This is a genomic window from Intestinimonas sp. MSJ-38 (assembly GCF_018917925.1).
Taxonomy (GTDB): Bacteria; Bacillota; Clostridia; order Oscillospirales; family Butyricicoccaceae; genus Pseudobutyricicoccus.
On the sequence record NZ_JAHLPO010000018.1, the window covers coordinates 27,302 to 49,409 of the forward strand.

General features: G+C 55.0%; 12 protein-coding genes, 1 pseudogene and 2 riboswitches. Of the genes and pseudogenes, 4 read left to right on the forward strand and 9 right to left on the reverse strand.

Annotation, left to right across the window (positions count from 1 at the left end):
• Window positions 1-46 precede the first annotated feature (46 nt).
• Window positions 47-595 carry a hypothetical protein gene (locus tag KQI26_RS11225; protein ID WP_216504483.1) on the forward strand — a complete coding sequence of 183 codons (549 nt, stop codon included), beginning with the start codon at window positions 47-49 and terminating at the stop codon, window positions 593-595.
• On the opposite strand, the gene KQI26_RS11230 is transcribed toward KQI26_RS11225, so the two are convergent.
• The 8 genes from KQI26_RS11230 to KQI26_RS11265 all read right to left on the reverse strand — a co-directional run bounded on the left by KQI26_RS11230 (window position 592) and on the right by KQI26_RS11265 (window position 17,490).
• Window positions 592-3,237, reverse strand: coding sequence for an ECF transporter S component (locus KQI26_RS11230; protein ID WP_216504484.1), 2,646 nt, complete (start codon window positions 3,235-3,237; stop codon window positions 592-594). The genes KQI26_RS11225 and KQI26_RS11230 overlap by 4 nt on opposite strands.
• On the reverse strand, window positions 3,210-4,106 hold the full coding sequence (locus KQI26_RS11235; protein WP_256447876.1) for an energy-coupling factor transporter transmembrane component T: 897 nt from the start codon (window positions 4,104-4,106) through the stop codon (window positions 3,210-3,212). The genes KQI26_RS11230 and KQI26_RS11235 overlap by 28 nt, the downstream gene beginning before the upstream one ends.
• 56 nt (window positions 4,107-4,162) lie before the next feature.
• Complete coding sequence (locus tag KQI26_RS11240) at window positions 4,163-5,092, reverse strand: DUF4430 domain-containing protein (RefSeq protein ID WP_216504485.1); 930 nt, start codon at window positions 5,090-5,092, stop codon at window positions 4,163-4,165.
• Between the two features lie 17 nt (window positions 5,093-5,109).
• Window positions 5,110-6,783 (reverse strand): S-layer homology domain-containing protein, encoded by a 1,674-nt coding sequence (locus tag KQI26_RS11245; protein WP_216504486.1) that lies wholly within the window; start codon window positions 6,781-6,783, stop codon window positions 5,110-5,112.
• 330 nt (window positions 6,784-7,113) lie between these two features.
• Complete coding sequence (locus KQI26_RS11250) at window positions 7,114-11,853, reverse strand: S-layer homology domain-containing protein (RefSeq protein WP_216504487.1); 4,740 nt, start codon at window positions 11,851-11,853, stop codon at window positions 7,114-7,116.
• A gap of 557 nt (window positions 11,854-12,410) precedes the next feature.
• Window positions 12,411-14,528: a hypothetical protein gene (locus tag KQI26_RS11255; RefSeq protein ID WP_216504488.1), complete on the reverse strand. Its 2,118-nt coding sequence runs from the start codon at window positions 14,526-14,528 to the stop codon at window positions 12,411-12,413.
• A gap of 423 nt (window positions 14,529-14,951) precedes the next feature.
• Window positions 14,952-15,569, reverse strand: a complete 618-nt coding sequence (locus tag KQI26_RS11260) for a homing endonuclease associated repeat-containing protein (protein ID WP_216504489.1) — start codon at window positions 15,567-15,569, stop codon at window positions 14,952-14,954.
• A riboswitch (cobalamin riboswitch) is annotated at window positions 15,533-15,711 on the reverse strand. Its footprint overlaps the gene before it by 37 nt.
• A 165-nt stretch (window positions 15,712-15,876) precedes the next feature.
• A riboswitch (cobalamin riboswitch) is annotated at window positions 15,877-16,142 on the reverse strand.
• 172 nt (window positions 16,143-16,314) lie between these two features.
• A complete protein-coding gene (locus KQI26_RS11265) occupies window positions 16,315-17,490 on the reverse strand; it encodes a site-specific integrase (RefSeq protein ID WP_216504490.1) in 1,176 nt (391 codons plus the stop codon).
• Window positions 17,491-17,951: 461 nt separating this feature from the next.
• Between KQI26_RS11265 and KQI26_RS11270 the strand changes: the two genes are divergently transcribed.
• From KQI26_RS11270 to KQI26_RS11280, 3 genes and pseudogenes are all read left to right on the forward strand, one after another.
• Window positions 17,952-18,350 carry a helix-turn-helix domain-containing protein gene (locus KQI26_RS11270; protein ID WP_216504491.1) on the forward strand — a complete coding sequence of 133 codons (399 nt, stop codon included), beginning with the start codon at window positions 17,952-17,954 and terminating at the stop codon, window positions 18,348-18,350.
• Window positions 18,347-18,945, forward strand: a pseudogene (locus tag KQI26_RS11275) (ImmA/IrrE family metallo-endopeptidase). Before KQI26_RS11270 ends, KQI26_RS11275 begins: the two are co-directional and overlap by 4 nt.
• A gap of 571 nt (window positions 18,946-19,516) precedes the next feature.
• Window positions 19,517-20,002, forward strand: coding sequence for an RNA polymerase subunit sigma-70 (locus KQI26_RS11280; RefSeq protein ID WP_216504492.1), 486 nt, complete (start codon window positions 19,517-19,519; stop codon window positions 20,000-20,002).
• Window positions 20,003-20,087: 85 nt separating this feature from the next.
• On the opposite strand, the gene KQI26_RS11285 is transcribed toward KQI26_RS11280, so the two are convergent.
• Window positions 20,088-21,362 carry an ATP-binding protein gene (locus KQI26_RS11285; RefSeq protein ID WP_216504493.1) on the reverse strand — a complete coding sequence of 425 codons (1,275 nt, stop codon included), beginning with the start codon at window positions 21,360-21,362 and terminating at the stop codon, window positions 20,088-20,090.
• Window positions 21,363-22,108: the final 746 nt, after the last annotated feature.

The window sequence follows — 22,108 nt, forward strand, 5'->3', positions numbered from 1 at the left end:
ATCCCAGCATCTCTATACCCAAAAATTTTAAGGAGGAATTCAGCACTTGAACAAAAATCATACACTTTCGCGCCGAGCTATTGCCATGCTGTTGGCACTGGTAATGTGCCTCGGCATGATCCCCAGCGCCTTTGCCGCACAGCAGAACAGCTACCATGACCCCGCGGAACACTGGCAGCAGGCGGTTGGTCGCACCAATGAACTGGACGCCAACAGCGTTGTTACCTATGAGACTTTCCAGTGCGGCGAATGCCGCAAAGCGACATCCTTTGCCGTGTTCCGTGTCCCTGAATATACCAGAGACGGCAAGACTGCGCTGAGCCGCAATGTGAAATACTCGGACGGTACCATGGTGGATGGCGTCGGTAAGGGTTCCGTGTTGGACGGCACCCCCGGCAGGGACGCCTATTATACCGGCTACCATTACACCAAAGCAGTCTGCGAAACCTGCGGCAGCATCAACACCAATATGGGTAAGAGCGAGTACGGCTATCCGCAGCGGAAACATCATGCCGTTCGTCCGTCTGTGTATATAAGTACTTTAGCAGCAGGAGAATGCGTCGCTGATTTTCGTTTTTTGCCATCGTTCGCTTAATCCACCAATCCGTATTTGACCTTGATGCGGTCGAGCTTTTCCAGCATGGGTTCCCCGGCAAACCAGAGGAAGATCCATGTGGCCGCGGCCTGAATGCAGTCCATGGGGAAGCCGGAGATATAGTAGCTCAGGATGATCTTTCCGTTTAAGTCGCTGGACCACATGAGGGCGGAGGCGGGGTTCATAATGCCGCCGTAAATCACAATGGCCGCCAGCGCACCGAACACACACAGGGAGAGCCGGGACCGGCGCAGCAGCCCCTTCCGGAACAAAACCCCCGCCAGGAAGCCGATGATGCCCATGCAGAACATCTGCCACGGCGTCCACGGTCCCTGAGAGAACATGACATTGGAGGCCAGCATGATCATGGCCCCCACCAGAAAGCCCGTCTCCCCGCCGAAGGCCACTCCGGCGATGATGGTGATGGCCATAATCGGCTTGAACTGGGGCAGCATGAAGAACACTGCCCGTCCGGCCACGCCCAGAGCGCACAGCACCGCGATGATGACCAGTTCCCGGGCCTGGGGCTTCCGCCCTTCAAATACCAGGAAGAAGGGCAGCATGGTCTCCAACAAAATCAGGAGAGAGATGAAATAGTACTTCTTCCCGCCCAGATAGTAGATGCCGATAAACAGCGTCAGGGGGATGAGCAGCAGGATCATCACGGCAGCCGCTGCCGTGCGCTTCCGCAGCTTTCGCTGCTCCTTCGGCGTCTGCACCAGATAGCCCGGACGATTGGACTTGCGGCTGACGGCAGCGGCCAAAACGAGCAGCGCTGCGATAAATCCGCCGTACAGCAGAAGCTGGGCGGTGCTCATACCCGTCAAACCATCCGGCGAAATGATGGAGGAAAGGTCGGTAATGCCGATGGCGTACAGGAACAGCACCACAGCTACGGCACCGGAGGCGGCGGCCAGTGCCTTCCGCCACAGGGGCAGCTTGGGTGGCTTCCAGTCCGCCGAATTCTCCTGCGGCTCCGGCAGAGGCGGAATGTTCTCCGGCAGGGCCGGTTCCGGCGGCAGGACGCCGCCGCAGGCGGAGATCACATCCTCCGCCGTCACCGCCTCCGGACTCAGGCTGCGGGCCATGCGGTTGGCGGAGGTGGTATAGAAGTTATTCCCGGAGAAGAAAACCCGGGGGGGCGCCTCTGTGACGATATTCCCGTCAAAAAACAGGGCGCAGCGGTGGGCATACCGGGCGCAGAATTCAATGTCATGGCTGACCATGAGAATGGTCACGCCCCGGCGGAGCAGGGTCTCCAGAATGCCCGCGATGGTCCGCTTGAACTCCGCGTCCAGCCCCTTGGTGGGCTCGTCCATCAGCAGAATGTCCGGCTTTAGCAGCAGCACCTTCGCCAGCGCCGCCCGCTGCTGTTCACCGCCGGAAAGGTCATAGGGGTGCCGGTCCAGCAGATTTTCCAGCTGGCACAGGGCGGTCACATAGGCCACCAGCCCGTCCCGCTCCGCCCGGTTCTTTTTCTTCCCCTTCAAAATTTCATAAAGGTCCTCCCGGACGGTTTTTTTCACAAACAGCGCCTGGGGGTTCTGGGGCAGCACCCCCACGCTGCCGTGAAGCCGGATGTCCCCGCGATAGGGCTTGCACAGGCCGGACAGCAGCTTCAGCGTGGTGGTCTTGCCGGTGCCGTTTCCGCCCAGCAGGGCGAGGAATTCCCCTTTCCGGACTTTCAGGGAAAGCCCCTTCACCACATCCGGCAGGTCCTTTTCGTACTTAAACCAGAGGTCAGAAGCCTCAATGACCGCCTCCTCCGGGTAGGTATGCTTCGGCTCCGGAGGCAGGGCATTCAGGGGATGCTCTGCGGCATAGGTGTGAAGCCAGTCCCGCCCTTCCCGGACGGTGACCGGGCAGGCATTGTCGTTTTCCACCGCCGCCCAGATGCGCATGGCGGTGGGCATGGCAAGGAACATGGTGTGGCCCTGCTCCTTGAGCGTCACGCCCACCTCCTCCGGCGTGCCGGTGCAGAGGAGGCTTCCCTGGTCCATGACCGCCACTGTGGTGGCCAGCGGGAACGCCTCCTCCAGCCGGTGCTCCGTCAGGATGATGGTGGTGCCTAGTTCCCGGTTGATCTTCCCCAAAGTGGCCAGAAAATCGCTGGCGGCGATGGGGTCCAGCTGGCTTGTGGGTTCGTCCAGAATCAGGACGGAGGGCTGCATGGCCATGACAGAGGCCAGATTCAAAAGCTGCTTCTGCCCGCCGGAAAGCTCCGTCACATTTTTATAAAACCAGGTCTGAATGCCGAAAAAGCTGGCCATCTCCGCCACTCTGCGGCGGATGGTGGGGGTGTCGCACCCGAGGCTTTCCAGCCCGAAGGCCAGCTCGTGCCACACCTTATCGGTGACGATCTGGTTGTCCGGGGACTGCTGCACGAAGCCGATCTTCTGGCTCTGGGTGCGCTGATCCAGTTCATCCAGAGGGGTTCCCTCGAACAAAATCTCCCCCACGCGCGTCCCGTGGGGGGCAAGGACGGTCTTCAGCTGCCGCAGCAGGGTGCTTTTTCCGCAGCCGGACGGTCCGCACAAAACGAGAAATTCCCCAGCCTCCACCGTCAGGTTAAGCTCCCGGAGCGTCCGCTTCTCCTGCTCCGGGTAGGAGAAGTTCAGGTCCCGGATCGCAAAAGTTTCCACTTTTTATCCTCCCAACGGTTCAGAATCACAGGGGTCAGGCACAAGGCCAGATAGACGATCTGGAAGCTGACGGTGAACGGCGTCACCGCCGCGCCCCGGATCGTCGGATAGTAGCGCCAGGAAAAGCCGCCCGCAGCCCAGCCGCTCAACAGATACACGCCGCAGAACAAAAGCCACAGCAGAGCCGTTTTGTCCCGCTCATCAAAGCGGTAGATAGAAAAGGCCGTCCGCCCCGGCAGGCCGTAGCCCCGGCTTTTCATGCTGTCCGCCGTCTCGATGGCGTTTTCCAGCGCCCAGGTGATCATGATGGAAAAGATCGTAATGGCGTTTTTCGCCCGCTGCAGAAGGGAGCCTTCCGAGGTGTCCCGGCCGATGCAGTGCTGGGCCTCGCTGACCACCTGCAGCTGGGCCTTGAACTTGGGGACAAAGCGCAAGGTCATGCTGAGCACCAGGCTGAGCGCCGGGATCACCCGGCCGAAGAGATAGACGAACTTATCTGAGGTCATCACCGCATTGTAGCAGGAAAACCAGGTGATGACGGCGGCCAGCATGAGGGCTGCCGTGAGGCCGTAGAGCATACTCTCCATGGTCAAAGGGTTCCCGGAGGGCAGGTAGGTCAAAATGGTCGCGCCCTCGTGGTTAAAGGCCGGGTTCAGGACCGCTGCCAGCAGCATCATGGGCAGCAGGAACCGAAGGCTGAACCGTACCGCCTTCCGCCCGTTGAGGTAGATGGCGTAGCACAGCGCGCAGCCCAGGGAAATGAGCAGGCTGACCGGATGCAGCAGGAACATGGTGAACAGAAACACCAGCCCGAAATATAGAAAATTGATCCCGGGATGATAACCGGAAAAGGTATCTCGGTTCTGCAACAGATCACTTCACTTTCAAAAGAGGGGCGCAAAGCAAATGCCGCGCCCCTCCGGATTTAACCGCCGGTAGAATAGAATCCGCCCACATCTACGCCAAGATTACAGGTATAGACCCAGCAGACCGTGTCGCCGTCCTTCAGCTGATAACGGCTGCACCCGTAGTTGGGGAACCAGTCGTTGACTTTGTACATCCAGCCGGACAGTTCTCCGCAATCGAATTCGTACAGGTTATGAATGCCCTCAATATAAGCGGAGTTATACATGGGGGTATTTTCAAATTCCATATGGATCTTCTTCTGCTTGCAGGTGCGCTGGAGCACATTGAACACGCTTTCGCCCTCGTAGAAGGTGACGGTGGTAGGCTTTAAGATCCAGCCGTCCTCCGGTACCAGCTCCACCTTTTCCGGATCCAGCCAGTCTATATTGTCCAGAATGGTGGCACAGGAGATGGACAGCGTACAGGTGTACGCCTTATCCGTAATGGTTACATCCTGGGGTTCCACCGGCAGGGGTTTCCCCTCCGGTACCGGATCTGTCAGATACTTATCCTTTCCGGTGCTGGGGTCAATGGCCATACCGTTGGACTCGGAGTAATCCTTATCCCCTTTAGAAACACCGGCGGAAGAACCTCCGGCAATGGCTTCTGCGGCGTGGACCTTATCCTCCGCAGACATCCCACCCTCCGTATCGCTGGGACGGGATGCAATGCCGCTTTCCGGTTTCGCGGTGTTTTCTGTTTCCTCCGGGTTTTGGGGTTCATCGGTATCGGCAGGGTCCGGTGCATCCGGCGTGTCATTCGGGGTATCCGGCTCTGTATCGGGCGCGGTGTCAGACGGTTTCGGCGCTGCCGTTTCCGTGGTTTGCGGTTTTTCTGTTGTCCAGCCCTGCAAGCCGGGGGAATTCCCACCATACCAGAACGACGCCGCCAGAATGACTGCAATCAGGGCGGGGACGATGACTTTCCATTTGTTCTTTTTCCACCACATAATGGTTCGCTTCTCCTTTACAGAAGATTGGACTTTGCCAGCAGGTTATAGAGCATCTGTGCGACCTCGCAGCGCTTGATGGCCACCTTCGGCTGGATGTTCAGATCCGAGTCGTCCAGAATCCCGTTCTGGTAGCAGAATGCAAGGCTTTCCCGCGCCCATGCGCCGGTAGTCACATAGTCCCCGAACTGTGCCAGGGTATCCCGCATCGCGGCGTTATCCACTGCGGTATCCATGCCGCAGAGCTTGGCCGCCCGGGCCACCATGGCGGCGGCCTCCTGCCGGGTGATGGTGCCATTGGGGTTAAAGGTGGTGGCACTGGTGCCGTTGACGATTTTGTAGGTATAAGCAGTGCCGACATAAGAGGCAAACCAATCGGAGGATTTAACATCTGTGAAATTGGAAGTAGTTTGCAGCGGCAGGCCCAGACCGCGCACCACGATGGCGGCAAATTCCGCGCGCGTCATGTTGGCGTCCGGGTCAAAGCGCGTCTCTGTTTTGCCGTTGATGATGCCTCGGACAGCCATGGCCTCAATGGCAGGCTGGTTCTTGTGGGCATGAACGCCGGAGATATCATCAAAGGTCTTGCCGGGAGAGACAACCGGCATCACCTTGACGGCGGGGTCTTTTCCGGGCAGGCCCTTGGTGTTGTCCGAGCCGTTGCTGCTATCCGGGACGGTGATGGCGTCTCCCATGCGGTACAGGCTATTCTTGCCTTGGCGGGCGCGCTGCACGGCAACCAGGCCATAGAAGCCCTGCTCACTGGCCATCTGGTTGCTGCCGGAGCCGTCCTGGGTGTGCAGGAAGCCCTTGCCGGGGAGGTGGAAGGTCATCAGGTTATCCAGCATGGTCTTGCCGTTTTTCACAAACCGGGCATCATCCAGGGAAATGCCCAGTTCACACAGCGCCACAATCATCTGCACGCAGCTTTCGGAGTTGGCCGTGCCCCAGGAAGCAAAGCCGCCGTCGGCGCTCTGCTTTTTGGACATACAATCCAGCGCCTTTTCGCAGGCTTGTTTCACCGCGGGCTGATCCTGATATTTGGCCAGCGCCTGCAGCGTCATACCGGTGATATCCGGGTCGGAGGTGTTGTCTCCGGAGGAGGCGGCAGAGGTGCCGCCGAACAGGCTCCAGCCGCCGTCCGGAAGCTGGCAGGCCAAAATGTGGTCTACATACATCTGCCGGGTGGCCTGGGTCTTGGCCTCCGGGTTCTTGGGCATGGGATAATTGCGGCTGTCCAGCGCGATCAGCGCCCAGATGGGACCGTTCAGGCCCTGCCAGATGGTCTTATCATAGTCGCCCAGGGCTTTGGTCAGGTCATAGCCCGCCACATTCCGGGCGTCCTTGCCGATGGAAGAAAGGGCCACGATCAGGCGGCTGTACTCCGTGTACTTTTTTTCGTGGAGCACGCCTTTGCAGGCGGTGACATACTTTTCCACCGTGGCATAGTAGTTCTGATAATAGCTGTTCGGGACGGCATAGCCAGATCTGGCCAGGCCGATCACCGCCCACTCGCCGCCGATAGAGCCGACCTGGGGGCTTTGCACCGTCTGGTACATATACTGCGCGGTGTCCGTGACGGCCTTTGCCAGCGTATCGTCCGATACGGCGGCAAAGGCGTTGACGGAAAGCCCCAGTGCAAGCACCAGAACCAGCAGGAGACTCAGACTTTGTTTTTTCAGTTGGTACATATTACGCCCTCCATATCCATTCCTCAACACTGAATTTCTATCGATATGTACTAAAATATCCGATATGTACTAAAATATCTCTCCTATTACGGCAGAGATACATCATTTTCAAAGGGAAGCCCCATAGGGGGAAAGGTTGTTCTTTGTGCTTGATATATGCTGGAGTTTGATTGGATTTGGACAAGCTGCCGCGGGAAAGGAGGGCATACCTCCGTTCCCGCAGCGCTTTTTCTGTGGGAATGTGCTATGCGGCGGGAATGTCCGGGAAGCGCCGCAGCGCTTCCCGGACGGCTACGCGAATCGGGGAACTTGCCTGCAAATCAGGCCGGATCACTTTGCCAGATAGCGATACAGGAAGGTCACCATCTGACCGCGGGTGCAGGTCTCATCCGGCGCGAAGGTCGTGTCGGTAGCACCCTTGGTGATGCCCTGCTGGAAGGCCCAGGCAACGGCATCTCTGTAGTAGGCATCCGTCTCCACATCGGTGAAAGATGTGCTTCCCGTCACAGCCGGGGACTTGGCGCTCCGATACAGGAATGCCGCCATCTGGCCGCGGGCGCAGACCTCATCCGGGCTGAAGGTGGTATCCGTGGTGCCCATAGTAATGCCGTTCTCGATGGCCCACAGCAGTGCCTTGTAGTAATAGGCATCGGCCTTTACATCGGTAAACGGATTGGTCTTTCCCGTCGGCTCCGGAGAACCGGCAGCACGCCAGAGGAAAGTCACCATCTGGCCGCGGGTGCAGCCTTCGTTGGGACTAAAGGTTGTATCCGTAGTGCCGTTGGTGATGCCCTGCTCCACCGCCCACTTCACCGCGTCGCAGTAATAATCGCTCGCTTTGATATCGGCGAAGGGAAGTCCGGTGTTCAGCTTGGCGAATGCCGCTTCCGCTTCGGTCAGCACATTATAGTTGCCGACCAGCTTCTTCTGGGCATCCGTCAGCTTGTCATAGGCGCTGCGCGCAGCCTTGATTTGATCGCCGCTGTCCTTGGTGACCGTGCCAATGGCAGAGATCAGGCCGATGACCTCGCCGGCCGCTTCCTCGTTGGGGTTCTTGCTGATAGTGCCCGCGGAGGTGTGGGTCAGCTTGGACAGCCGTTCCACCAGAGCGTTGTAGTTCTTGTAATCGCCAATGGTGATGTAGCCCTTTTGCTCATCGCTGAGCGCCCTATAGGCTTTATCCGTGGCCTCGATGTCGTTCTTGGCCGCTAGGACCTGGGCATCCGTTGCCTTGTCGCTGTTGGGCAGCGCCGCCAGCATGGATTTCACCTTGTCGATCTCCTGGAACTTCTTGACCGCCGCTTCCGCCGCCGTCAGCTTATCGCTGTTGGTGACTTTCGCCTTGGCGTCAGAGGACAGTCCGTCATAGGCTGTGCGGGCCAGTGCAACCTGATCCGCCAGATCCTTGTAATTGGAATAGGTGACCATGGGGATATTCTTGATCATCTGGATCACACTGTCCGCACTGGAGCTGTCCGTCACCTTGATGGTGTACCAGGTACCGGTGTATTCGATGGCCTCCGTGCCCTGATTATTCATGCTGGGCCAGGAGCGCTCACCAACGCCGATGTAAATGATATCGCCCACCTTGGCGGGGATCGTCTCGTCCTGACGGTACCAGTTTTCGCCAGACTTCTCGTTGAGATAGATCCGCATCTGGTAGTTTTTGTTGGCCGCCACGGGAACCATGCTGATGCTGCCGGAACCGGGCGTCAGCACATAGCTGAGGGTTCCGGAGGCAAAGTTGGGAGACAGCGTACCGCCGTTGACGGTCAGGGTTTTCAGGCTGGTGTCGCTATTGCCCCAGGTGCCGCCCAGGTCTGCGCCCAGATCATCCGTGTACATGATGTGAATCTGGTCGCCGTCCGCCAGACGGTAGTTGCGGTCCTTGGCCTTTACCGAGAAGGACTGGAAGCCCTCATTGGTAAACCAGTTGTTCAGAGTGCCCATCCAGCCGGACTTGGCGCTGCCGGTAAATTCACCCAGCGTTTTGCCATCCTTACTGATAGAGGCCAGATAGGTAATGGTCAGGTCGTTTTTGTTGCCCCCGCTGCCGCCGGTGCCGGTCCAGTCGTAGCCCTCTTTTGTCAGGGCGTTAAGGATCACCGTCATCATCGTGTCGCTTTCATTCAGCGCCACATCCGTGCTCAGGATTCCTGCCTCGCCGTAGAACGGCTGCTTGGGGCAGGTGGTGTTCTCCATGATCACATGGACGGTGCCGTAGTCGCCAACGGTGGTGGAGCCGGAGCTATCCTGCTTCAGCGTTTTCACTGCGGCCATGGCGGCAATTGCCGTCTCCTTGGCCTGCAGGATCGCCTCGCTGGTTTCCGCCGCCTGAATGGCGTTCACGCCGATCTGGTATGCGCTGCTCAGCTCCTGCCAATTCGTGGAGGAATACTGAGACTTCACATACCCCTGATAGGCTTTGGCCAGATCGCTTGCCGCAGCGCTGCGCACACCCTCCAGATCCGCCGTCTTGGAACGGACGAACAGTCTGATGGTCACATCGTTGTGGGGCATCCGGTTGATCTCGATTTGCTTCTCGAACCAGACAGAAGATCCACCCGGCTTCGGCCAGGCGTTGGGATAGCCGTTGCTGATGCCGGATTCGCCGTCCGCGCCCACGATTTGGATGTCGTAGAGCTCATAGGCCTGGTCATTCAGCGAGGTCCCGTCTTGGGTAAGAGAGAGCATTTTGAAATACTCGCCGGGCGCTACCTCTTCCGTGCGGGTGCCATTCTGGAAATAGATGGGCCACTTGCCATAGGCGTCCTGACTGTTGCCGAGAAGCACGGGGTTTGTCATGTCCTCCGGCTGCAGCCCCACATACTCCAGCTTGATGGAATAGGTGGTGCGCTGTTCCAGTTTCAGCTCGCCCCTGTTGTGCTTTCCGTAGACATCCACCAGCGCGTTGTACTGGGCCTGTTCATTGGCGGTCAGGAGGTTTTCCGTCTGGTAGGCGGTCAGATCGTAATAGGCGTTGATCAGATTCAGGATGTTATCCAGATCGCCGGTAATGACCTTGCCTGCCTGCACTTCCTCCAGCGTCGGGCAGACCCGCGCCTTGCTGCGGTACTGAGAAACGGCTTTCTGGTTTGCGGTGTCCGCTCGCTGGATGGCGTTTTCAATCACTTTCTGCGCCTGCAGCAGGGCGTCGTTCATGGCCTGCAGCGTGTCCGCTTTGGCGATGGCCGTCTTTGCGGTGGCGTAGGCTTCCTGGGAAACCGTCCAGGGGTTAATGGTGATCTGAACCACTTTGCCGCTCTCGTCGTAATCGTAGTAGCTTGCCTGGAAGTCCATGGCGTCCTTGCTGCAGCGGGCAAGGAGGGCATCCAGCGTGCGGAGCATACTCTGCCGCTGCTGTTCCATCTCGTCGCTGCTCAGGGTGCCAACAGTCACTTCCATGCGCGCGCCGCCGGGCAGGTTGGGGAAGGTCTCGCCCCGCACCGCCGCGGTGGTGTCCACCGCCGTCAGTACATACTTACCGGCGGCGTACAAGGTCACATCGGCATTGCCGTTCTCATCCGTATAGAAGCCGGTGAGAACAGGCGCTGCGGGGTAGCTGCCGTCCTCGTTCTGGGGACCGTAAGCCACGATCTGCTTGGCCTTGGTGGCGCTCCAGGTGTTGCTGTAGTCCTCAAAAGTGGCCAGAGCGCGCTCCACATGGACGGTAAAGGGCTTGCCCTCCTGGGCGTTCAGCTGCGCGCTGTCCGTGGTGAAGCGGAGCAGCTGGATATAGTCCCGGAAGGTGTCCAGGGTCGCGTAGGTGCCCCAGACATAGTAGGAATCCTCCGGAGACAGGCAGCGCACGAGGGTGACCTGATCTTCGTCACGCAGCTGGCGGATCTTGGAATCCAGTAGGGCGATTCCCCAAACGGTGGACTCGCCGTACCGATCCTGGCTGTCAAAACCAAACTCTGACTTCGGAATGCCGCCGGCAACCAGCTGGCCGTTCACATAGACCATGGCCAGCGGGGCGATGCTTCCGTTGCCGCTGCCCTCCGCGGACCAGTCGAACCGGGCGGCGCTGCTCAGGTCGTTAAAGCTGTGGGCGCCGTCTGCCAGCGTTACATCCCCGTCAAAGAGGGCGGTGGCGCTGTTGGTCAGGGCGTACTTGGGATACAGTGCGCCGAAGTTATCGGTCACTGTGACATGAACGGTGATCTCACCGTTTTCCGTCAGACCATAGGCCGCGGAGTAGTACCGGGCCATGGCAAGGCGGAAGCTTCTTGCGGCCGCGCCGGAGGGGATGCTGTCGCCGTTGGGGTACTGCGCCATCAGCCGGTGGGCTTCCTCCCGTGCTGCCGTAAAGGCGTTCCAGCTGGCGTCGGTGTAGTTCCCCTGGGCTTCTGCCGGGAATGCCTGATCCACCTTGGCGGCCAGCTGCCGGGCGGTCTGAACCGCGTCCAGCTCGCTGTTGGTGCGCATGGATGCGCAGGCATCATAGATGCCGGTCAGCGCGCCCGCCAGATCTTCATTGGTGATGGCGTTCTCTGGCTTGTCGCCCTTGCGGGCGGGACCCCAGTTCCGATCGGTGGGGGTTCCGTCCTTATTGTACAGCGCCGCCAGCAGCTCCTGGGCATGGGTCAGCGCGGTCTCCATGCGTGTCCAGTCCGCTTCCGGGTAATTGACCTGTTCCAGGTCCGTGTAGCTGTTCGCCCCGTTGGGAACCATGTTATAGCCCTTGTCCGTCTTTTGGAGCTTGGACAAACGCTCGTACAGTTCCGTGGCGTTGACCTGGGTGGTGGGGATCAGTTTGGCGATTTCTGTCTTAAGGTCTGTAGCAGCCGTGTTAATCGCGTCTACAGTGGTTGCAGAGTCGAGGATTTTTTGAGCTTGCTCCCGCGGGCCGTTTGTTGCTGTGAACTTCTTCCAGAAGCCACTGTTGTGGTCTGTGATGGTATCAGACGAGTTGCCGTTGAAACGATCATTTTCCTGATACCAGTCTGATTCATGTTCACCAGTAACTGTTGCCAGCAAGGAGGAAAGAGGTTTCTTTTCATCATCTGTTAAGGGAGCGTCTGGTAAAGAGCCATCCGGGGTAACTTCAATGAGAATAGCATACCCCATGTTGGTTGGCTTGCTGGCTGTGCCAGCATTTTTGAAATAGAAGAAATAGTACTTTTCTGTCTGCGTGCTAAGTTTCTCTTTCGGATACCCTATTCCTGTTAAGATGGAAGAATCCTCAAAGGAAAAACCTTGTCCCCAATCTGTGATTTCTTGAGCAGTTCGTTTACCGTTTTTAGCAAAAGTTTTTGCTTTTGCTTGCAATACACCAGTGTAATTATACAAGCCTACTTTAGTAGAAATAGGAGCACCAGTGTTGTTTTTCATACTGAAGTTGTCATCAGCAAGCGATATTATATATGTTGTAGAGACGGTAATTTGGCTTTCGCCACTGCCAAGCGTTAATGTGTCCGTATATTTTTCACTATAGTCGCTTGTCACACCATTTGCATCAAATTCAATAGTGTCGTTAGCGGCAAATACTGTCGTTGGGAACAATCCTAATAGTAAAACGACAGCCAAGGCTAAGCTGAGAAAATTGTGAACAAATTTCCTTGCAATAACTGAGGGGAGCGGCTTATGCCGCTCCCCTTTCCATCCATCTACTTTTACCATGGCCATTATGCAGAGAGTTTCAGGAGTGTGACAAAAGCTTCGGCAGTTCCACTCTGGTTAATAATTTGCACCAGCGTGTCATCAGTTGTGAGAGGAACAGTCGAAGAAGCCGTTGCGGCACCATTCATATAAACATAAGTTCCGCCAGAGGCTTGCACAGCAAATTCATCACCGCACACAGAACCCAACCCAGAAATAGTGATGATTTGCTGTTTATCAGAGACAGAAGTAGTGGTTACATTGACATCCCAATCATTGACCAATTCGTCCAGACTCATATTGTCAATTGTGATAGTCGGAGCAACGGCAGCGCCGCTACCGCTCTCCTTTGCCACAAACACGCCGCAGACTTCAGCAGAGGTCTCGCCAAAGATGCCGGGGGTGGGCAGTGCGGTCAGGTTGTTGGGGTCCAGCGCCGCGGAGGTGTAGACCCGGACATACTTGATGCTGGTCAGAGGCACCGGCTCGCCGTTCCCGTTGACCGCCCAAGAGATATCAAAGCCGTCGCCGCCCACATCGCTGCGGGTGCCGGTAGAGGGAACGCTGGCGTAGGGATTGCAGGCCGTGCCATCGGTGGTGCTGCCGGTGATGCGGACATCCGCATAGCCGAACAGGTAATCATCGGTGGTGTCGCTGTCCTTTACCAGGTTCAGACCGGAGTAGGTGATGGTGGGATTGCCGGAAGCATCGGTACCGCGGGTCACATTGGAAGCCGCGAGGCTGCCCTGGAAGGGCGTACCCACACCGGCTACATCCATGTAGCCCTCATCCTCAGCCTCGGGCCACCAGGCCGTTGCGGCCTTGAACCGCGTCTCGGCTCCGCCATTGATGGAGTAGTAAACACCGTCGCTCTTCTTGGTGTAGGTCAGCGTGGCGTTGTGAATGGTCTCGTCATTGTAATAACGGGAACCGGCCAGCTCGTACCAGTCTTCGCCGTTGCTGGAGACCTGCACGGAAGCGGCTTCGGGGTTGCCCACGAAGGGGTTGCCGTAGATCACAAAGTCGATGCCGTACTTGTTGTTGGGATCGTTCTGCACGGCATCCTCGAACTCAAACTGGACATAGCCGCCGGGAGCACCCAGAGAAATGCCCGTGGAGGCCATGCCGCTGGTGATCTTGGTGGTGGAACCCTTGGTCACAGTAGAACGGCTGTACTGGGCACCGTCAGAATAAATGCTGCCCCAGGCCTGACCGCTGGCATACTGGCCGATGGGCAGGTAGCCGTTGACATAGGTAGGAGCAGTGCCGCCAGCTGCCACAGCCTGCTTGGGAGCCAAGAAGCGCACGGTGGTGGTACCGGAAGGACCGGTGAGGGTCACATTACCGCCGTTGGTGCCCAGCTCCACCGTATAGATAGCAGAACCGTTGATCGTCGGGGTGATGGTGGTGTAAGAAGTTTTATCGCCGTCAGCATTGTAGGTGGCGAAAGAGACATCGCCGCTGGCAGTCAGCTTGGTAGCACCATCGGCCTGCATGGTCAGGACATCGGGATAATAATTCTCCTTGGAACCCATGTAGGTGGCCGTGTAGGTGTCCCCACTGCCCTCAAAGCTCATGTAGCACTCCGGCTCCGTGTTGGGATACGCGGGATCGCCGAACCGCAGGGTCATACCATGGGTCTTAATGGGGTTCTTGTAGGTGCTTACCGTGTAGTTAAACACATAGGAATCCAGATAGCCCCATGCATTGACCACATCGTGGTGTACATAGGCTCTTCTGGTTCCAACGCCATCCGTCAGCGCAATGGGGAAAGTCAGGCTTGCAGCAGACGCGACAAACCCGGGCTGCTGGATGGAGGGAACATTGGAAATGACGCAGCGTTCCGCTGCGGTATCAGCCTTCACGAAATTGGCTGTTACCGTTGCGTCCGCTGCGGTAGCGCCGGAGAGAACGATGTTATAGGTGTAGGTATAGTTGATTTTCCCGTTGTTCAAGGTCACGGAAGTGACCTCCACAGAACTGCTGAGGACGGATGCGCCTGTGATCGAAAGACCAGCCACATCTTCGCCGTATGTCGTCAGTTCATAACTGCCTTCTACCGCCAGTGCGCTCACGCTCATCACGGAAACGACCATGACCAGCGCCAGCAGCATAGACAGCAGCTTGCGTGAAGCTTTCTTCATGCTGTTTTCTCCTTCTGTTTTGAAATTTTCCCTGTGATGCAGTTTCGCGTCCGGGAAATCTGACGCGGACTGCTGCGGAACTTGTTCCTTGGCTTTGCATCTGCCTCCGGAACCACAGGCCGAACGCTCCACGCTGCGCCCGTCCTCCGCAGGGAACGGGTCGGAGCATGGCGTGTCCCGCCTGCTACAAGCTGAGCCGGATTTGACGCATCGCCAAAAATAGTAGGGATGATAGGGAATTTGCGCTTGCGCCACGCTTCGGTACCGGTTCCTGCACTCCCGTCCGCCGCGACGGTGACCGCGTTTTCCTGCTTCTTGGCACGCTCCTGTCATCGCATACTTCCCCGAAGCCGGTATCTTCTCCCGATGTGGCTATTCAATTGTCGGCGCGAGTCGCCATATGGAAAACGGGAAACTCCCGTATCAATCGAATTTTGCTGCGCAGACCTGCTGCCTTTGCAGATAGTTTTTCAGAGTTTTGGGACTGAGCTTCATATTATTTCGCAGCGGCAGTCCGGCCAAGTGCAGCACCAACGGCCAGCTGCCAAAGCGCTCCCGGATGTAGATCCCGCCGAGGACCTCTCGCTCCAAGGGGGACTTTTTCTGCCCGTCCGAACATTGACGGACATATTCCAAAAGCTGCTCGTCCGTGTCCGCGCTGTGGCTTTCACCCCACTCCGCGTCCCGCGCCGTGCGGGCGCGCAGGTCTTCCTCCAGCCAGACTTTGTGCGCCTGGAATTTTGCTGCCCGTTCCTCCCGGAACAGCCGGGCATGCTTCCGGAACAAATCCTTATAAAACTGTGTTCCACGCAGGCTTTCCAAGCTGCCAGTGGGGGCAGTGCCTTCTTTTTGCAATTCCCGCAACTCTCTGCGGATTCGCTGTTCCACCTGTTTTTGGAGCCAGCGGTCTCCATGAAAGCGCTCATCCGCCACAGAACGACCTCCTTCATTTGGGCGCACTGCGCCCGTGAAATTGTGAGATCGTACAGAGGGTCGCGTCCGGTAGATTTCAAATGCTTTCCTGTAGGTCTTCTGACTCATGCGGATCGCCGCCGCGGCGCCTTCTCGCAAAAAGCAATGGTCTGTGCCGCAGCGCCGCATTTACAGCAGCGCGTCTGTGCCGGAGTTGCACCGGCTTCCCTTGTTCAGCTCTCGGGGAGCCACAGGAAATCCACGATATAAAAATAAAAAGACAGACATATTTCGCATACGCCCGTCTTTGTTTCCGAAAAAGAAAAAAGCGAATACAGGTTCTGTATCCGCTTCCGTTTCCATCGGAAAGGTGCAAGAGAAGTGCCGCAGTGCGCCTCTCTTACATCTGGCATTTTTTATCAGGGCAGCCCCGGAATACCGGGGGTAAGCCCTTAGTAGGTCTTCTGACTGATGTGTTCAGACGGCAGCTGGCTGCTATCGCCAACGCATATCCGCCGCCTTCCCAGCTAAGCCATTACGACCGCCAGTGACCTGCTTTTGCAGAAAACGGGTATGCTCCACACTCACAGCTATAGAATCGCGCGTGATCAAAGCTTTCGCTCGGGTCAGCAGACCGCGAAACATGTCCAGGAATTTCACCTGATTCCCTTGTTTAAGCAAACAAGGATGCGTGCCCGAACCGGAAAACCGGAACGGGTCGCGCATTCACCACAAAAGCCGGATGTGATATGAAATTATAAATGGTATAAGCTGCTTGCCGCCCTGCCATACTATTGGCAGCAGAGGCGGTTTGTTTTTCGTAAAGTCCGTCACTCTCTGAAAGAACCGTGGCAAAGTAGAACACGCCTTGCTCTTACGCTCCTGCAGACCAGATTTTTGACGGCAGATTTTCTTTTGACTCGCCGATCCCTATAGAGGAAATCGTGCTGACGGCGCACAGGAAGCGCCGCTTTTGCTCCATGCTTGGATGCACATAGATTTGCAGCGTGGTTTTGACGCTGGAGTGTCCCAGAATTTCACTCAGAGTTTTGGCGTCGGCGCCCTGCTCAACACAGCGTGTGGCAAAGGTGTGGCGCAGCGTGTGAAAATGATGATCCCGAAGCTGGTGCTTTTTCAGAAAACTGTGGAACCGGTATTGCATCGTCCGCGGCTCCATGGGCAAATCTGCCTGCCGCGTGAGTACATAGGCGTCCGCAGGCGCTGCCCCGCGCAGTCGGGTAAATAAATGGATCAGTTCCGCCGTCAAAGGAATTGTCCGTTCGGAAGCCTCGCTTTTTGGCGTTTGCACCGCCAGCTGCGTCCGGCTTCCCACTTTGAGCCGAAGCACCGTGCGGTTGACCTGTAAAAAACCCTCATCAAAGTTAAAATCCGACCATTTCAGGCCGCAAAGCTCTCCCAAACGCAGGCCGGTATTCAAACAGAGCAAATAGGCCGCGCCGGAAAGATCCGGCTTGGTCAGTACCGCACGGGAAAGCCGGGCGGTTTCCTGTTCCCCCAGCGTTTCTACCGTTCTTTGTCGGACAGCCGGGGGCTTGACCTCCCAGATGCCGCTGTCCGCAATCGCATATCTCTGATGTGCCAGACGCAGCGCGGATTTGCACAATGCTACCAAATCATTGACGGATTTCGGCGCCAAACCACCCCGGCCATCCAACTTGCCGGTACGCAGTTTTTGTACAATGAATGCATTCAGCGTTTCCGCTGTCAGACTGCTGACGCGCAGCGCCCCCAATTCCGGGATAATATGCCGCTGGGTAAGGGCAGCATAACGATGATAGCTGGATGGTTTTATTTCTTGCTGCTTTTTATACAGCCATTGCTCAAAAAGCTCTTTTACCGTCATCGGGCAGCGTTGCCGAGGGATTGTTTGTTCCATTTTCTTTTGCTGTAAACTCGCTCGAACTTCTGTGTAGGTTTTGCCGTAGACGGAGCGGTATTTCGCCTGTCCGTCTGGCTTGCGCTCATAGATATAGCGTCCCTCCCAGCGCCCATCGCGCCGTTTATAAATATTTTCCCCTTTCCTTGCCATGGTGAAATCTCCTTTTGACCAGTTTATTGACGGCAGATGCCGAAAACTTTTGGGTTGTGCATCCATCCGTTTGTCTTTCTTGTTGCTATTATCGTGATAAAACTGACTTGCATGGTACAGGAACAAACATTTTTTATCGGGATTGAAAGATATGATTGACATTCAAAACCGGCATGTTATACTAATAACGAGGAAAAAACCTTCGTAAAATGACGGACTTTACGAAAATTTTTTGCTATACTGCGTGCAGAAATTTGCCAAGTAGTCAGTTCTAAATTTATTGTAACATGATATTTTGTCAGTTCCTGTCGAATCGTTCTTTAGAAAACTGTTTTAGGATCATAAAAAGCGAGGTGTTCCCAATCGGGGACACCTCGCTTTTGCTATCTTGTATATCGGACAAGCATCTGTTATACTGAAATTGTTTTCAAGAAAGAGAACACCGGAAGGAGGGAAAGACATTGGAAGAAACCTTTGGCGGCTTTGTTCGTGAGAAACGCCGTGCCTGTGGACTAACACTGCGGGGGTTAGCAGCAAAGCTGGAACTCTCGCCTGTTTACATGAGCAATATTGAAAACAGCCGCAGAGCCGCGCCGACGCATGAGTACCTGGATCGGTTGGCCGAGATCCTGCAATTGGATAAAGCGGATCAGGAACGGCTGCTGGATCTGGCTGCAAAGTCCCAGCATAATCGGGTATCTGCGGATCTTCCCAATTATATCATGGATCGGGAGATCGTTCGGGCGGCGCTTCGGACGGCGAAGGAAGCAGACGCCACGGATCAGGAATGGCAGGATTTCATTGACCAGATCAATCGACGCATGAAAAATTCCGGAGAGGACAAGGGTAGCGAAGCATGAGAACACCGTACTATAGAGAACAGATGCTGGAGCGGATCGCCCGGGATATCATTACGGCCTATGATCCGAAACTCTACTACGGCAGCCCCAGCATGATCCCCATTGAAAATATCATTGAGGCACAGGGTGTTTCTTTAGAATACCAGTGTTTGCGGAAAACCGGGTGCATACTGGGCGAGACGATTTTCGATGATGGGTTGGCAGCTGTCTATGATTTGGAAAAATGTGAATATACCCTGATTCCCGTAAAAGCGGATCCTGATCGACAGTTCCCTGTGCAGTGAAGATGCATCCACGGGCCGCCTGCGATTTACCTGCGCTCACGAATTGGCACACTGGATCCTGCAGAGGAACGGGAGAAAGCGCCGCCATGTTGTCTGCTGGCAATCGCAGTTCCGCACAGAGCAACACACTGGAAGTGCAGGCAAATCTGTTAGGAGCGATTTTACTTCTGCCGCTTCCCCAGGTAAAGCGCTGCTTTTATGAGCTTCACACCGGGCGAAATCCCCAGCAATTGGTCGCTGACATGGCAGCGGTTTTTCAGGTTTCCAGGCAGGCCATGCGCATTCGGTTGGAGGAGCATAATCTGTTGTGAAAGCTTCAAAAAATTTTTAAGGTAGTGTTCTCGAAAAAGAGAACACAGGAAAAAGAGAACACAGAAAGAAATCGAGGTACTATGGGAAAAGAAAAACATAATATTCTTCGTTGTCCACTCTGCGCAAAGGGGCGTGTCGCGGATATTCCGGCGCGTACAAACCCTGCTCAATATCAGCTGTTTCCGATGCAGCCCAACGATCACGCAGATCTTATCTCAAAATGCCCAAAGTGCGGGGAGCAGATTGGAATTGTTATTCTGCACCGCACTGTGAATCCCCAAGCCTCCGTGCCGCCTGTCAAAGCGGTCAGGGCATAATGAAAACGCAATACTGTAAATCATGATCTGACTTCGCCAAGCGCACCAGCCACTTGCCCCCAACACGGGAGCACTGCGTTAGGAGCCTTACAAGTAGCTTTTTAGCTATGTGTAAGGCTCCTTTTTTTGCGTCCTTTCCCCATGGCTGAAAAACGGAAAGGGCTCCATGCACAGACACTGGCAAAGCTACATCGCAAAATATCCATGACCCGGTCTCAGATTTTAAAAAATTCTGAGATTGGAGTCATGAACCATGCAAAAATGGCAGGAAAGCCGAAATTACAAACGAATCAAAGACGAAAACGGCGAAGTTCTCGCATACATTATCACGGTAGATGGGCGTGATATTGAGGTAGCGGAAGAAGTGTACCAGGCCTATTCCCAGGCAGACCGCCGGGAGCGCTATGTGCGGGAGGAAGTGGAACCGGGAAAGAACCTCTCTTTGGAGAAGCTTCTGGAGGATGAGGTGACTTTGGAAAAACTTGGTGTGGAGATGTCCCCCAGCGCCGAGGAAACGATGCTCGGGCAGGAAGGTATCCGTCAAACTGAGCAGCAGCTGAAAAGACTGGCAGATGCACTTGCCAGTTTGAACACCGCAGAGCGGCAGCTTTTGCAGGCTCTATACTTTGACTGCCTCTCTGCGCGGGAATACGCCAGACAGCTTGGTGCGTACCATCGCACGATCCTCTATCGCAGAGATAAACTGCTGGAAAAACTGCGTGGTAAGATCTGTGCGTAATGTGGTCGTCTGAGGCTGCGGATCCATAAGGAAAAGGGCCAGACAAAGCTTTGTGCTTCGTCTGGCCCTTTTTGAAATGACTATCTTAGAATAGTGCAACGCGGTCAAGCAGAAAGTCAATCAGATTGCAATGGAAGATGCCGTTGTCATCATAAAAGTTATGAGGGATATCCATGCGTATGATAACTTTTTTGAAGAAATCTTTCGTCAGCAGCAGAGAGGTAAGTTCAGAGGTTTCCTTTTTGTCGGAGTCCATGCGGAATGCAGATTGAATATAAACCTTCTTATCTGCGTCGTTGACAATGAAATCAATCTCTTTCTGAGTGTTGCCGCCGCCTGTCCGATCCGTAACAACACCCACATCGACAGAATACCCTCGGCGGAGGAGTTCGTTGTAGATGATATTTTCCATGATATGCCCGGGGTCATATTGTCGATAGTTCAGCCTTGCGTTACGAAGTCCGACATCCGTGTAATAGTATTTATTGGGATATCTGAAGTAGGTTTTCCCTTTGACATCGTATCGCTTTGCCATAGAGATCAAAAAAGAATCAATGATGTGCTGCACATAGTTGGAAACCAGTGTAACGCCGATTTTTTCATTTTTCATGCTGGACAATGCATTAGCAATATTGGAAGGGTTCGTAAGAGAACTGATTTGTGAGGCCAAAAAATCCAGAATATCGTTCAGGATATCCTCACGCTCAATACCATTTCGTTCTACGATGTCTTTGACATACAGTTCGCTGTACAGCGATGTCAGGTAGTCCTTTTTGTCTTTTTCATCTTTCAGAGCCAGCAGCCGCGGCATACCGCCATAAAGCATATAGGTATCCAGTGCTTTACGCTCATCTCCGCCCGCATAGGAAAAGAATTCCGCAAAGGACAATGGAAACACATGGATCTGGGTGGCGCGTCCCCGGAATTCGGTGGCAATATCTTTTGACAGCCCCTTGGAATTGCTGCCTGTCACATACACATCCAAATTTTTATAGGCTTTCAGTTCATTGAGCATATCGTAGATCGAAACTTCGATATTGCCATTTTCTCTGTCGACAACTTTGGCGGTAAGTTGCACCTCATCGATGAACAGATACCATTTTTCGTTTTCATCTGTCCCTACAATTTCTTCTACATATTCGCAGAGGGTGATCGGATTCCTGAATTTATAATACCGCCGCTGGTCCAACTCAAGTTTCAGAATATGATTTTCCGGCACGCCTTTGGAAAGCAGATATTCGTAGAACAGATCAAAAAGCAGCACGGATTTTCCGCATCTACGGATCCCTGTAATCACCTTGACCTCGCCATTCCACATATTGCGAACCAGCCGTTGTAAATAAGAATCCCGTTTTACCATTCGTCTCACCTCACACTTGCGACGCTTGCGTCGCTACTTTCTTATAGAGTATACCACATATAGTAAAAAATATCAAGTCATGCAGGTGATTTTCACAGTAAAGTAGCGACGCTTGCGTCATTATTTTACTGTGAACGAATCTGCATAACAAGGAATAAAAAATGGCTTTTTCTTTATCCATCCTACGCTTATCCGGGAGGGAGAGTGAGGGGATTGAATTTTTGTTCTCCTCACGGCTCCTTGAAAAGTACATACCAGCAATATGGGTAACGACCCGGATAGCGGAGCGTTTGCATCCTGTGCGCCATGACCCGGAGATGATCTTATCTCCGGTGAGCGATTCCACAGGGTGACAGAGCGGCGTTGGCAGCACCGCTTCGCATCGATGCTATCCGGGGCAAATAATGAGACACACCGCACTGGCCAGCAAAAACGGCTGGGCTGCCCTGGGGTTGAAAACAGCAGAGATCCCAGGAAATTGCCCGTGAAGGTCTTGCCGGACCTTGCCCATATTGTTCCCTTTTTCTATCGGGGTGCGAGCTGCAAATACGATAGAACGCAAAGAGATAATGTACAATAAGGGACCTGTTGACAAAGTGGCGCGCAGATCCTTTCTGTGGCAAAATAGTTATAGGAGGGATGCAGCATGATGGGACACCAAAGCAGACAAATGGCAATGCTTTTCGTAGATATAGAGTCACTGATTCCAGAAACCCACCTGCTGCGGAAGATCGAGCGGATGGTAT

Coding starts and splice junctions, on each gene's coding strand:
- KQI26_RS11250 (WP_216504487.1), bottom strand. CDS start 11,853: ATGGGGTATGCTATTCTCATTGAAGTTACCCCGGATGGCTCTTTACCA.
- KQI26_RS11285 (WP_216504493.1), bottom strand. CDS start 21,362: ATGGTAAAACGGGATTCTTATTTACAACGGCTGGTTCGCAATATGTGG.
- KQI26_RS11245 (WP_216504486.1), bottom strand. CDS start 6,783: ATGTACCAACTGAAAAAACAAAGTCTGAGTCTCCTGCTGGTTCTGGTG.
- KQI26_RS11280 (WP_216504492.1), top strand. CDS start 19,517: ATGCAAAAATGGCAGGAAAGCCGAAATTACAAACGAATCAAAGACGAA.
- KQI26_RS11265 (WP_216504490.1), bottom strand. CDS start 17,490: ATGGCAAGGAAAGGGGAAAATATTTATAAACGGCGCGATGGGCGCTGG.
- KQI26_RS11255 (WP_216504488.1), bottom strand. CDS start 14,528: ATGAAGAAAGCTTCACGCAAGCTGCTGTCTATGCTGCTGGCGCTGGTC.
- KQI26_RS11260 (WP_216504489.1), bottom strand. CDS start 15,569: ATGAGTCAGAAGACCTACAGGAAAGCATTTGAAATCTACCGGACGCGA.
- KQI26_RS11240 (WP_216504485.1), bottom strand. CDS start 5,092: ATGTGGTGGAAAAAGAACAAATGGAAAGTCATCGTCCCCGCCCTGATT.